We start from the raw sequence: 13,039 nt of genomic DNA on the forward strand, positions 1-13,039 counted from the left end.
ATGCACGCCACGGCCTTCGCCATCCCCCTGTGGGCCGACCTCCTCGCCGTCGGGGTCGGCAGCCTGCAGGGCGCCATGTTCGCCTCCGAGTTCAAGGACAGACGCCTCGACCTGCTCGGGGTCGCGATCATCGGCATCGCCACCGGGCTCGGCGGCGGCATCCTGCGCGACGTGCTGCTCGGGCAGGTGCCCCGTGCCATGTCGAGCAACTGGTACCTGCTCGTGGCCGTGGCCGCCGCCCTCGTCGGGATGGCGCTGCAGCGCCTGTTCCACCGGCTCGCGGGGCTGATCACCGCCCTGGACGCCCTCACCATCGGCCTGTTCGGCGCGATCGGCTCGACGAAGGCGCTGGCGCTCGGGCTGCCCGAGATCCCCGCCGTGTTCGTGGGGGTGATCTCCGCTGTCGGGGGCTCGGTGCTGCGAGACCTGTTGATGAACCTGACCATCGCGATGATGCACGTCGGGTCGCTCTACGCCGTGGCCGCCGCCGCCGGTACCGTCGTGCTCGTCGTGCTCGTCTCGGTCGGGGCACCGGTGGCGCTCTCCGCGATCATCGGCACGTCGGTCACCCTGGTGATCCGGCTGCTGGCCGTGCGCTTCGGCTGGACCCTGCCCGAGCAGCGTGCTCTGAGCCGGCTGCCGCGCTGGCGTCGACCGCGCTGACGTCGCCCGGCATGCGCTGCGGCGCCGGCGCCGGCGCCGACCGCCGCACCGGCGCGCTCGGTGTCGGCGCCGGCCGTCGCACCGGCGCGCTCCGTGTCGGCAACTCCTGACGGGCACGCCGGCGCTGCCGCGCGCCAGCGCTACCCGCACGCGTGACCGGGCACGCGTCAGGAGTTGCCGACACGATCGACGGCCTGCCGACGGAGCAAGCGGCCAGCTGCAGCCGGGCCGAGCGGCGGCCCGTGCCCGCGGCCGCGGAGCGGCTAGGCGGTGGCGAGCTCGCGCACCGTCGTCGTCCGGCGGACGGCTCGGTTCACCGCGGAGACGATGGCCTTGAGCGACGCCGTCGAGATGTCGGCGTCGATGCCCACGCCCCAGAGGCGCGTCCCGTCGACGTCGAGCTCGACGTACGCCGCAGCCTGGGCGTCGCCGCCGGCGCTGAGGGTGTGCTCGACGTAGTCGTAGAGCTCGACCCGCACCCCGTGGTCGGCGAGGACCTGGATGAAGGCGTCGATCGGCCCCTTGCCCCGGCCGGAGGTCGACTCGACCGTGTCGCCGACGCGCAGGTCGACGTCGAGCGACGTCACGCCGCCCATGTCGCTGGACGTCCCCGTGCGCGTCAGCTCGAACCGGCCCCACTTGTCGTCGTCGATCGGAGCGGGTAGGTACTCGTCCTGGAAGATCGTCCAGATGTGGGCGCTCGACATCTCGCCGCCCTCGGCGTCGGTGCGCGCCTGGACGACCCCGCTGAACTCGATCTGCAGCTTGCGCGGCAGGTCGATCGCGTGGTCGGCCTTGAGCAGGTAGGCGACGCCGCCCTTGCCGGACTGGGAGTTGACGCGGATGACGGCCTCGTAGCTCCGGCCCAGGTCCTTCGGGTCGACCGGCAGGTAGGGCACAGCCCAGACGAGGTCGTCGACGCTCGTCCCCGTCGCCTCCGCCTCGGCGGCCATCGCCTCGAAGCCCTTCTTGATGGCGTCCTGGTGGGAGCCGCTGAAGGCCGTGTAGACGAGGTCGCCCGCCCACGGGCTGCGCTCCGGCACCGGCAGCTGGTTGCAGTGCTCGGCGGTGCGCTTGACCTTGTCGAGGTCGCTGAAGTCGATCTGGGGGTCGATGCCCTGCGTGAAGAGGTTGATGCCGAGCGCGACGAGGTCGACGTTCCCGGTGCGCTCGCCGTTGCCGAAGAGACAGCCCTCGATGCGGTCGGCGCCGGCCAGGTAGCCCAGCTCGGCGGCGGCGATGCCCGTGCCGCGGTCGTTGTGCGGGTGGAGCGACAGGACGACGCTGTCTCGGCGGGCGAGGTTGCGGTGCATCCACTCGATCGAGTCGGCGTACACGTTCGGGGTCGCCATCTCGACCGTGGCCGGCAGGTTGACGATGACGGGGCGCTCGGGGGTCGCGTCGAAGGCCTCGATGACCTGGTTGCAGATGTCGAGGGCGAAGTCGAGCTCTGTGCCGGTGTAGCTCTCGGGCGAGTACTCGTAGAACACGGCCGTCTCGGGGATGGTCGCCTCGGCCGCACGGCAGAGCCGGACGCCCTCGAGGGCGATGTCGACGATCCCTTGCCGGTCGGTGCGGAAGACGACGTCCCGCTGCAGGACGCTCGTCGAGTTGTAGAGGTGCACGATCGCCTGCTTGGCACCGGCGATGGCCTCGTACGTGCGGGCGATCAGGTGCTCGCGCGCCTGGGTCAGCACCTGGATCGTCACGTCGTCCGGGATCGCACCCGTCTCGATCAGGCTGCGGACGAAGTCGAAGTCGGTCTGCGAGGCGCTGGGGAAGCCGACCTCGATCTCCTTGTAGCCCATGCCGACGAGCAGGTCGAACATGATGCGCTTGCGCTCGGGGCTCATCGGGTCGATGAGCGCCTGGTTGCCGTCGCGGAGGTCGACGGCGCACCAGCGCGGGGCCTCGGTGATGCGACGCGAGGGCCACGTTCGGTCGGGCAGGTCGACGGCGATCTGCTCGTGGAACGGGCGGTACTTGTGGATCGGCATCCCCGACGGGATCTGTGCGTTCTTCATGACTCAGGTCTTCTCTGCCCCGACGACGGGGCCTCAGCGCGTGGATGGTGTCGGCCGACGACGAACTCCGCGACGAGGGAGGCCTGGGTCAGGACTCGTCGCGGCAGCTAAGGAGGAGCAGACCGAACAGCACGAGGCGAATCTAGCACCCGAGCCCGGTCCGTGACGGACGAGCCCCGTCGGCCGCCGCTACTCGGTGATCCCGTGCTCGTACGCGTAGACGACGAGCTGGACGCGGTCGCGCAGCGACAGCTTCGACAGCACCCGGCTGATGTGCGTCTTGACCGTGGCCTCGCTGAGGAACTCGCGCCCGGCGATCTCCGAGTTGCTGAGCCCCCTGGCTGCGAGGTCGAAGATGTCCCGCTCGCGACTGGTCAGGGTGCCGAAGGCGGGCGGGATCGACGCCGCCCGGGAGGAGCGGCCGTCGAAGTGCTCGAAGAGCTCCCGCGTGGCCGAGGCCGCGATCACGGCGGTGCCCGCGTGGACGGTGCGGATCGCCGCGAGCAGGAACTCGGGGTCCGCGTCCTTCAGGACGAAGCCGCTCGCGCCTCCCCGGATCGCGCGGGTCGCCGCCTCGTCCAGGTCGAAGGTCGTGAGCACGATGATGCGCGGCGGGCGGCGGGCGGCCGCCTCGGCCTGGGCCAGGACGGCGCTCGTCGCGGCGATCCCGTCCATCACGGGCATCCGGATGTCCATCAGGACGACGTCCGGACGTGCCTCGGCGACCATCGCCACCCCCTCCTCGCCGTCGCTGGCCTCGCCGACGAACTCGAGGTCGGGCTGGGAGCCGACGAGCATCTTGATGCCGGCCCGGAAGAGCGCCTGGTCGTCGACCAGGGCGACACGGATCGTGGTGGTCATCGGATCATCCCTACTTCTTGGGTAAGCGCCAGCGTCGGCACGATGGCGTGGACGACGAACCGGCCGTCGGCGTCCTGGGTGGTGAGCGACCCGCCTGCCAGCGTGGCCCGCTCGCGCATCCCGTCGAGGCCGTGGCCGCCGCGGCGCGTCTCGCCCGTCGCCCGCGTGTCGACGGGCTCGGTGACCGGACGGACCACGTTCGAGACCACCAGGTGGAGGGCGTCGTAGCGCCAGTCGAACAGCAGCTCGACCGGAGCGTCCCGCGCACCGTGTCGGAGCGCGTTGGTCAGCGACTCCTGGACGATGCGGAACACGGCGAGCTGTCGGTTGGTGCCGAGCTGCTGGGGCTCGCCGTGCACGCGGTGGTCGATCTGCAGACCGGAGCCGCGCATCTGGTCGAGGAGGCGGTCGAGGTCGCCCAGCGCGGGTTGCGGCGCCTCGCCCTGGCTGTGCCGCAGCTGCCCCAGCAGCACACGGACGTCCCCGAGCGCCTCGCGGGCCGTGCCCGCGATGGTCTGCAGCGCCTCGTCGACGCTCGTGGGATCGACCCTCGCGGCGTAGCGTGCGCCGTCTGCCTGGGCGATGACGACGGCGAGCGAGTGGGCCACGACGTCGTGCATGTCGCGAGCGATCCGGTTGCGCTCCTGCTCGACGGCGATGTCGCGCTCGGCCCGCGCCGCCTCGCGCTCGGCCCGCGCGGCGTCGCCCTCGGCCCGTGCGGTCTCGCGCTCGGCGGTGAGCTGCGCCTCCCGGCTCACCCGCGCGGTCGAGCGCGCCCGGGTCAGCAGCCCGGCGGCCCACGGGAGGCCGAGGAGCCCGAGGAAGCCGAGGAACGTGATGCCGAGCTGCAGGAAGATGCGGACCACGTCGGTGATGCCGTAGACGTTGTAGTCGATGCCGAAGAGCGACGTCTGCACGAACGAGACGTAGAAGGTGCCCGAGATCGCGCCCAGGGCCACGGACCCGAGACCCGCCCACTTCGCCCGCTCGCTGCCGTAGGCGGCGACGGAGTAGAGCACGGCGCAGACGGCGAGGTTGCTGACGCCTGGTGTCGACAGCGAGACCATCTCGCCGAGGGCGACGGCCCAGGCGATCGTCAACGCCAGCGACGGGGACAGGCGCCGGATCGCCGCGGCGACGACCATGCCGAGCACGACCAGGCCCCCCGCGAGGTCGCCCTCGAGGAACAGCAGGGAGACGAACCCGAGCAGGAGGGCCGCCGAGACGTCGACGACCACCTGGTAGGGCGCGAGGCGGCGGAAGCTCATCCGACGAGCGTAGGGCGCGGACGGGCCGACCGGGTGGGCCACGGACGTCCCGACGACCAGCGGCCGACCAGGATCATCCTGTGGAGGGACGGGCGGCCACCGAGGATCAGAAGCCCAGGCGGCCGAGCAGCTTCGGGTCGCGCTGCCAGTCCTTCGCGACCTTGACCCGGATCGACAGGAACACCTGATGGCCGACGAGCGGCTCGATCTGCGCCCGTGCGCGCGCACCGACCTCGCGCAGCCTCGCGCCGCCCTTGCCGATGACGATGGCCTTCTGGCTGTCGCGCTCGACGAAGAGGTTCGCGTAGATCTCGAGGATGTCCTTGTCGTCGCGCTGGACCATGTCGTCGATGGTGACCGCGAGGGAGTGCGGGAGTTCGTCCTGCACGCCCTCGAGAGCCGCCTCCCGGATGTACTCGGAGACCCTGTCCTCGAGGACCTCCTCGGTCACGGCGTCCGCCGGGTAGAGCGCGGGCGAGAGCGGCATGAGCTTGATGAGCTCGTCGGCGAGCACGTCGAGCTGCACGTCGCCGAGGGCGGAGAGCGGGATGATCGCCTCCCAGTCGCGGAGCCGGCTCACCGCGAGCAGCTGTTCCGCCACGGCCGGCCGCGAGGTCGTGTCCGTCTTCGTGACGATCGCGACCTTCTTGGCCCGTGGGAACGCGTCGAGCTGTTCGTTGATGAACTTGTCGCCCGGCCCGATCTTCTCGTCGGCCGGGATGCAGAGCCCGATCACGTCGACGTCGCCCAGGGTCGTCTGCACCACGTCGTTGAGGCGCTCGCCGAGCAGGGTGCGGGGCCGGTGCATGCCCGGGGTGTCCACGAGCACGAGCTGGCCCGCGGGGTGGTGCACGATCCCGCGGATGGCCCGCCGGGTCGTCTGGGGCTTCGAGGAGGTGATGGCCACCTTCTCGCCGACGAGCGCGTTGGTCAGTGTCGACTTCCCGACGTTCGGCCGCCCCACGAACGAGACGAAGCCCGCACGGTGGTCGGGGCCGGCGGTCGGCATGGGAGGCAGGACGGAGTCGTCGCCGGTGGTCGTCATGGTGCTTCTCTCGGGGAGGGGACGGGATCGGGGTCGGTGAAGGCCGCCTGGGCGGAGACCAGGGCTGGGTCGCGCTCGACGAGGACCGTCTGCAGGTCGCGACGTCGCCCCTCCGTGCGGTCGGCCGTGAGCACGAGACCGGAGACGGTGACGGTCGAGCCCTTCTCGGGCAGGCGCCCGAGCTGCTTCGTGAGGAGGCCGCCGACGGAGTCGACGTCGTCGTCGTCGAGCTCGATGCCGAAGAGGTCGCCGAGCTCGTCGACGGCCAGCCGTGCGCTGACGCGGTAGACCCCCGGAGAGATCTCGCGGTGCTCGGCGACGGTGCGGTCGTACTCGTCGCTGATGTCGCCGACCAGCTCTTCGATGAGGTCCTCGAGGGTGACGAGGCCGGCGATGCCGCCGTACTCGTCGACGACCATCGCGAGGTGGTTCTTGTCGAGCTGCATCTGCCGGAGCGCGTCGTCGGCCTTCTTCGACTCGGGTACGAAGACCGCGGGGCGTGCGAGGTCGGCCACCGCGGCGTCGTCGGCGCCGGCGTGCTCGTGCAGGCGCCGGGCGAGGTCGCGGAGGTAGACGACGCCGACCACGTCGTCGCTGTCGCGGCCGACCACCGGCACCCTCGAGACACCGCGCCCCAGGAAGAGGCTCATCGCCGAGCGGACGGAGGCCGTCGACTCGATGGTGACCATGTCGGTGCGGGGCACCATGACCTCGCGGACCACCGTGTCGCTGAACTCGAAGATCGAGTGGATCAGCTCACGGTCGTCTTCCTCGAGGACGTCGAGCTCGGTGGCCTCGTCGACCATGCTGAGGAGCTGCTCCTCGGACGAGAACGACGCACTGCGGGGCCGGCCCGGCGTGACCCTGTTGCCGATGGCGACGAGGGCGTCGGCGAGCGGTCCGAGCACGACACGGAGTCCCCGGACGAGGCCCGCGGTCGCGACGACGAGGCCTCGGGCGTGCGCCCGGCCCACGCTGCGCGGGCTGGAGCCGACGAGCACGAACGACACGAGGGTCATGATCAGCGCCGACAACAGGAGGGCGAGCCACCAGTGCTCGACCGTGAACGCGAACGACAGCGAGACGAGGACCGCAGCGGACGTCTCGGCGACCACCCGCGTGAAGTTGACCGCGTTGACGTGGGCTCCGACGTCGGCGGCGACCGCGGACAACGAGGCGCTGCTGCGGGGCGAGGACTCGGCTTCCTCGAGCAGGTCGCCCCGACTCAGCACCCCCAGCGCGGCGTCGACGGCCGCGAGCAGCCCCCCGAGGACGACGAGCACGACGGCCACGATGACGAACACGGTGACCATCACGGCGTCACCGTCTCTCGTCTGCGCCGGCGAACGCGGCGAGGATCTCGCGCTGGAGACCGAACATCTCGCGTTCGTCGTCGGGCTCGGCGTGGTCGAAGCCGAGGAGGTGCAGCACGCCGTGGCAGGTCAGCAGCAACATCTCGTCGAGGGGGCTGTGGCCCGCCGTGACCGCCTGGGCGACCGCGACCTGGGGGCAGACCACGATGTCGCCGAGCAGGCCGGCCGGCGTGGGTTCGTCCTCGGTGCCGGGACGGAGCTCGTCCATCGGGAAGCTGAGCACGTCGGTGGGACCCGGCTCGTCCATCCACTGGACGTGCAGCTGCTCCATCGCCGCCTCGTCCACGAAGACGATCGCGAGCTCGGCCTCGGGGTGCACGTGCATCTGGTCGAGCGCGAAGGTCGCCAGGCGCTGGATCGCCGCTTCGTCGACCTCGAGGCCGGACTCGTTGTTGACCTCGATGCTCATCGGGTGCCTCTCTTCGGGAGCCGGTCGCGGCTGGCGGACGACCGGCGCTCGGCCCGGTTCGCGCCGTCGCCGGAGACCCCCGCCGAGGCGGCCGAGTCGGCCGCCTCCTGCCGCTCGGCCCGCTGGGCCTGCCGCTCGGCGTCGTAGGTCGTGTAGGCGTCGACGATCCGGCCGACGAGGGTGTGTCGGACCACGTCGTCGCTGGTCAGCCGGGCGAAGTGGATGTCGTCGATGTCGTCGAGGACACGGGTGACGAGCTGGAGGCCGCTGGCCCCGGTGGGCAGGTCGACCTGCGTCACGTCGCCGGTGACGACCATCCGCGAGCCGAACCCGAGGCGCGTGAGGAACATCTTCATCTGCTCGGGCGTCGTGTTCTGCGCCTCGTCGAGCACCACGAACGCGTCGTTCAGCGTCCGGCCGCGCATGTACGCCAGGGGCGCCACCTCGACGGTGCCGGCCGCCAGGAGCTTCGGCACGATCTCCGGGTCCATCATCTCGTTCAGGGCGTCGTAGAGCGGGCGCAGGTACGGGTCGATCTTGTCGGTCAGCGTGCCGGGCAGGAACCCGAGCCGCTCGCCGGCCTCGACGGCGGGGCGCGTGAGGATGATGCGCTGCACCTCGCGGCGCTGCAGGGCCTGGACGGCCTTCGCCATCGCCAGGTAGGTCTTGCCCGTGCCTGCGGGGCCGATGCCGAACGTGATCGTGTGCTGGTCGATGGCGTCGACGTACTGCTTCTGCCCGAGCGTCTTCGCGCGCACGGCCTTGCCGCGGCTCGAGACGATGGACTGGCCGAACACGTCGGACGGGGCCGCCGCGCCCGAGTCGAGCAGCTTCGCGGACGTCTCGACCTCGGCCGGCGCGAGGTCGTGGCCCCCGCGGACGAGCCCGACGAGCTCGTCGACGAGCACCCGGGCCCGGCTCACGGACGCGGTCGGCCCCTCGAGGGCGACCTCGTTGCCCCGGACGAGCACGCGCACGTCGGGGTACTGCTTCTCGACGGTGCGCAGCAGGCGGTCCTGGGGACCGAGCAGCTGGACCATGGCGACGCCGTCGACGGTGAGGTCGACACGCGTGGTGCCCTCGCCTGCGGGCTGAGGGTCGGTGGAGCGGGTCTCGCTAGTGGGCAAGGGAGCCTTCCTCGAGGGGGCCTGCGAGCACATGGGCGTGCACGTGGAACACGGTCTGGCCGGCGGAGGCGCCGGTGTTGAAGATCAGTCGGAAATCGCCCGTGCCGCCCGAGGCCGCCACGACCTCGTCGCCGAGGAGGGCCGGGTCGGAGGCGAGCGCCGAGGCCGTCGCCACGATCTGGGCGAGCAGCGCCGGGTCGGCGGCCGCGAGCTCGACGACGTCGCGGTGACGCGCGGTCTTGGGCACGACGAGCACGTGGAACGGCGCCTGGGGCGCGATGTCGCGGAAGGCGATCACCGAGTCGTCCTCGAAGACCACGTCGGCGGGGATCTCGCGCGAGATGATGCGGCTGAAGACCGACGCCTCGGTCGGTGCTGGCTCTGGCTCGGACATGCGTCCCATGGTAGTCGCGGCCGCCGACACGGCCCCCACCAGCGGCACGGCCCTCACCGCCGGCACGGCCCCACGGCCCCCACCGCCGGCCCGGCGCCTACCAGCGCCCGAGCCGCACGCTCAGGACCGCGAGGGCGGCGGGCCCCGCCGTCGACGTGCGCAGCACGGCGTCGCCGAGCCGCACCGGCACGGCCCCCGCGCTCGCGAGCAGCTCGAGCTCCGAGGGCGAGATGCCGCCCTCGGGGCCGACCACCACCAGGACCGACGACGGCGCGCCTCCCCCGCCCTCGACGACGACGTCGGAGAGTGCGCGCTCGGCGCTCGGCTCGAGCACGAGAACGAGCGTCGTGGCGTCCGTGGCGCGCGCCGCGACCTGCTTCGTCGACGACAGCTCGGAGACCACGGGAGCCCAGGGCCGGATCGCCTGCTTCGTCGCCTCCCGCGTGATGGAGCGCCACCGGGCGGTGCCCTTGGCCACCTTGGCGCCCTCCCAGCGCGAGACGCTGCGGGCGGCCGACCACGGCACGACCTCGTCGACGCCCAGCTCGGTGGCGGCCTGGGCGGCGAGCTCGTCGCGGTCGCCCTTGGCCAGCGCCTGGACGAGCACGAGCCGGGTCCCCGGCCGCTCGACCCGGGTCACCTCGGCGGCGACCAGCGTGAGCCGCGAGTCCGTCGCCTCGACGACCTCTCCGCGCACCGACGTGCCCCGCCCGTCGCCGAGCGCGAGCGACTCGCCGACACGGACCCGGCTGACCGTCACCGCGTGCCGCGCCTCCTGTCCCTCGACCACGACGGTGCTCCCGACGGACGCGTCCGTCAGGTCGTCGACCAGGTAGAAGTGGGCCACGATCAGAAGTGCAGGAACCGGTCGCGGAGCTTGCCGAACAGGCCCTGCTGGAACTGCGAGAGCTCGGGCGCCGCCGAGCGGCGTCCGGCCGCGAACTTCTCGATGAGCTCTCGCTCCTTGTGGCTGAGCTTGGTGGGCGTCACCACCTGCACGCCGATCTTGAGGTCGCCTCGACCTGTGCCGCGGAGCTTCGTGATGCCCCGGTCGCGGATCGTGATGACGTCGGCGCTCTGGGTGCCGGCCTTGAGCTCGATCTCGACCTCTCCGTCGAGCGCGTGCAGGGTGGTCTCGGTGCCCAGGATGGCGTCGGCCATCTGCACCTCGAGCGTCGCGAGCAGATCGTCGCCGTCGCGGCTGTAGATGTCGTGGTGGCGCACCTTGACCTCGAGGTAGAGGTCTCCGTTCGGGCCGCCGGCCTGGCCGACCTCGCCCTGGCTCGGCAGCTGCAGCCGGATGCCCGTGTCGACGCCCGCGGGGATGTCGATCGGGATCGTGCGGCGTGCGCGCACCCGGCCCTGGCCCTGGCAGGTGGGGCACGGGTTCGGGATGACGGTGCCGTAGCCGCGGCAGGTGCCGCAGGGGCTCGACGTCATGACGTTGCCGAGCAGCGACCGGACGGTCCGCTGGATCTGGCCGGAGCCGTGGCAGATGTCGCAGGTCTGGGGCGAGGTGCCGGGCGCGCAGCACGACCCGTTGCAGGTCTCGCAGAGCACGGCCGTGTCGACCTCGATGTCGCGGGTCGTGCCGAAGACGATCTCCTCGAGGTCGACCTCGAGGCGCAACAGGGCGTCCTGGCCGCGCTCGCGACGCGAACGCGGGCCCTGTCGCTGGCCCCCGCCTCCTCCGCCTCCGAAGAACGCGTCGAAGATGTCGCCGAAGCCCGCCGCGCCCCCGCCTCCGCCGCCGAACCCGGCCTGCGGGCCGAGGTCGTAGCGCTCGCGCTGCTGCGGGTCGCTCAGCACGTCGTAGGCGTGCGTGACGTCCTTGAAGCGCTCGGACGCCTCGGGGCTCGGGTTGACGTCGGGGTGCAGCTCGCGCGCGAGCCTGCGGTACGCCTTCTTGATCTCGTCCGGCGTCGCCGACCGGTCGACTCCGAGCACGTCGTAATGATCTGCCACTTGTTCTCGTCTGCCTCTGGTGTCTGGGGGTGGTCTCGTGGGGGCTGGTCAGGGGGCGCGGCGCGGTCGCGCAGGGCCGGGGAGGTGCGGCTCGTCAGCGCTCGGAGAGCAGCGACGACAGATAGCGGGCCACCGCACGCACGGCGGCCATGTTGGTCGAGTAGTCCATGCGCATCGGGCCGAGCACGCCGAGGCGCGCGACCTCGCTGCCCGTCGAGGTGTACCCGCTCGCGAGCACGGACGCCTGGGAGAGGCCGAAGGAGGCGTTCTCCCGCCCGATGCTCGCGGCGACGTCGACCGCGTCGAGCTGCATCTCGCCGAAGAGGCGCAGCAGGGCCACCTGCTGCTCGATCGCCTCGAGGACGGGGTAGAGGTCGCCGCTGAAGTCGTCGCCCGTGCGCACGAGGTTGGCCGCGCCGGCCATCACGAGGCGTTCCTGACGCCCGGCGGCGAGCTGCTCGACCAGGCTGGCGACGACGACGCCGACCACGACGGCCTGCTCAGGGCGGAAGCGGTCGTGCAGGTCGCCGAGCAGCGCGGCGGCCGCGCTCAGCTCGGTGCCGCCCACCGCCGCGTTGAGCGCCCCGCGGAGCTCAGCGAGGAACTCGTCGTCGACGACGACGGGCAGCTCGACGAGCCGCTGCTCGACCTGCCCCGTGTCGGTGATGAGCACGGTCATGACGCGCCGCTCGGCCAGGCTGACCAGCTCGACGTGCCGCACGCGCGCCCGCGAGAATGAGGGGTACTGCACCAGCGCGACCTGGTTCGTCAGCTGGGACAGGAGGCGGACCGTGCGGCCGAGGACCTCGTCGAGGTCGGCAGAGTCGCCGAGGAACGTCTCGATCGCCTGCCGCTGCGCGCTGCTCAGCGGACGCAGGTCGGCGAGGTGGTTGACGAAGAGACGGTAGCCCTTGTCGGTCGGCACCCGACCCGACGAGGTGTGCGGCGCCGCGATCAGCTCTTCTTCTTCGAGGAGCGCCATGTCGTTGCGGATCGTGGCGGCCGAGACGCCGAAGTGGTGACGCTCGACGATCGACTTCGAGCCCACGGGCTCGCGGGAGGCGACGTAGTCGTGCACGATGACGCGCAGCACCTCGAGACCACGTTCCGAGACCACGACGCACCTCCCTCTCGCACGGCCGGCGGCGGGGCACGTCACGACGACGACCCGAGCTCGCTGGCACTCGTCCTGCCAGACTGCCAATCCTACGTCACGCGGCCCGCGAGGCCTACTCGACCCGCACCTCCTGCCCTATGCTCGCCGTGACGCCCGCCGGACGACCTCGTCCGGCCGGGCGGCCAGCACCGACCACCCGCGATGCGCCCGTTCGCCTCGACCCGGTCGGGCCCACGACGACGAACAGGTGAGCAGATGACCGACACCCCTCCCTCCCAGCCGCACGACCCGCAGGGCTCCGGCTGGGGCCAGCAGCCCGGCCAGGGCCAGCCGGGTCAGGGCCAGCCCGGCTACGGGCAGCAGCCGGGTCAGCCCGGCCCGCAGCAGCCCGGCTACGGGCAGCAGCCCGGCTACGGCGCCCCGCAGCCTCCGCAGCCCCTGCGGCCCGAGGACGAGAAGCTCTGGGCCACGCTGATCCACGTCGGCGGCATCCTGCTCAGCTTCGTCGCGCCCCTGGTCGGCTACCTCGTGCTCAAGGACCGCGGCCCGTTCGTCCGCGAGCACAGCCGCGTCGCACTGAACTTCCAGATCACGATGGTCATCGCGTACGTCGTCGGAGGCGCCACGTCGTTCCTCGGCATCGGCGTGCTGATCACGCTCGCCGCGGCGATCGTCGTGATCGTCTTCGGGATCATCGCGGCCCTCGCCGCCAACCGCGGCGAGTACTACAAGTACCCGCTGAGCATCGAGTTCGTCAAGGCGTAGCCCGCCGGCACGCTCGTCGAGGCGCGTC

At 71.8% G+C, this 13,039-nt stretch carries 13 protein-coding genes; 2 read left to right on the top strand and 11 right to left on the bottom strand.

Going from position 1 to position 13,039, the window contains the following annotated elements; translation table 11 throughout:
* Positions 1 to 663, top strand: a complete 663-nt coding sequence (locus EDF18_RS02635) for a trimeric intracellular cation channel family protein (RefSeq protein WP_123546142.1) — start codon at positions 1 to 3, stop codon at positions 661 to 663.
* A 263-nt stretch (positions 664 to 926) separates the two neighbouring features.
* Here the strand turns inward: EDF18_RS02635 and leuA are convergent, their stop codons facing one another.
* From leuA to hrcA, 11 genes are all read right to left on the bottom strand, one after another.
* A complete protein-coding gene (gene leuA / locus EDF18_RS02640; RefSeq protein ID WP_123546144.1) occupies positions 927 to 2,687 on the bottom strand; it encodes a 2-isopropylmalate synthase in 1,761 nt (586 codons plus the stop codon).
* A 189-nt stretch (positions 2,688 to 2,876) separates the two neighbouring features.
* Entirely contained in the window at positions 2,877 to 3,548 is a 672-nt protein-coding gene (locus tag EDF18_RS02645) for a response regulator transcription factor (RefSeq protein ID WP_123546146.1), read from the bottom strand.
* A complete protein-coding gene (locus EDF18_RS02650) occupies positions 3,545 to 4,816 on the bottom strand; it encodes a sensor histidine kinase (protein ID WP_123546148.1) in 1,272 nt (423 codons plus the stop codon). Before EDF18_RS02650 ends, EDF18_RS02645 begins: the two co-directional genes overlap by 4 nt.
* 106 nt (positions 4,817 to 4,922) lie before the next feature.
* Positions 4,923 to 5,861: a GTPase Era gene (era, locus tag EDF18_RS02655; RefSeq protein WP_228506190.1), complete on the bottom strand. Its 939-nt coding sequence runs from the start codon at positions 5,859 to 5,861 to the stop codon at positions 4,923 to 4,925.
* Entirely contained in the window at positions 5,858 to 7,174 is a 1,317-nt protein-coding gene (locus EDF18_RS02660) for a hemolysin family protein (protein ID WP_194613311.1), read from the bottom strand. The genes era and EDF18_RS02660 overlap by 4 nt, the downstream gene beginning before the upstream one ends.
* Before the next feature lie 7 nt (positions 7,175 to 7,181).
* On the bottom strand, positions 7,182 to 7,643 hold the full coding sequence (ybeY, locus tag EDF18_RS02665; RefSeq protein ID WP_123546152.1) for an rRNA maturation RNase YbeY: 462 nt from the start codon (positions 7,641 to 7,643) through the stop codon (positions 7,182 to 7,184).
* Entirely contained in the window at positions 7,640 to 8,770 is a 1,131-nt protein-coding gene (locus tag EDF18_RS02670; RefSeq protein ID WP_369878085.1) for a PhoH family protein, read from the bottom strand. Before EDF18_RS02670 ends, ybeY begins: the two co-directional genes overlap by 4 nt.
* Entirely contained in the window at positions 8,760 to 9,164 is a 405-nt protein-coding gene (locus EDF18_RS02675; protein ID WP_123547242.1) for an HIT domain-containing protein, read from the bottom strand. Before EDF18_RS02675 ends, EDF18_RS02670 begins: the two co-directional genes overlap by 11 nt.
* A gap of 97 nt (positions 9,165 to 9,261) precedes the next feature.
* Positions 9,262 to 10,011, bottom strand: coding sequence for a 16S rRNA (uracil(1498)-N(3))-methyltransferase (locus EDF18_RS02680; RefSeq protein ID WP_123546156.1), 750 nt, complete (start codon positions 10,009 to 10,011; stop codon positions 9,262 to 9,264).
* A 2-nt stretch (positions 10,012 to 10,013) separates the two neighbouring features.
* A complete protein-coding gene (dnaJ, locus tag EDF18_RS02685; RefSeq protein WP_123546158.1) occupies positions 10,014 to 11,129 on the bottom strand; it encodes a molecular chaperone DnaJ in 1,116 nt (371 codons plus the stop codon).
* 94 nt (positions 11,130 to 11,223) lie between these two features.
* The gene (gene hrcA / locus EDF18_RS02690) at positions 11,224 to 12,246 is read right to left on the bottom strand and encodes a heat-inducible transcriptional repressor HrcA (protein ID WP_123546160.1); all 1,023 of its coding nucleotides are present in this window, start codon (positions 12,244 to 12,246) and stop codon (positions 11,224 to 11,226) included.
* Between the two features lie 255 nt (positions 12,247 to 12,501).
* On the opposite strand from hrcA, the gene EDF18_RS16765 reads away from it, so the two are divergent.
* The gene (locus tag EDF18_RS16765; RefSeq protein ID WP_123546162.1) at positions 12,502 to 13,011 is read left to right on the top strand and encodes a DUF4870 domain-containing protein; all 510 of its coding nucleotides are present in this window, start codon (positions 12,502 to 12,504) and stop codon (positions 13,009 to 13,011) included.
* The last annotated feature ends 28 nt before the right edge of the window (positions 13,012 to 13,039 follow it).

The organism is Frigoribacterium sp. PhB107, from assembly GCF_003751515.1.
Lineage (GTDB): Bacteria > Actinomycetota > Actinomycetes > Actinomycetales > Microbacteriaceae > Frigoribacterium.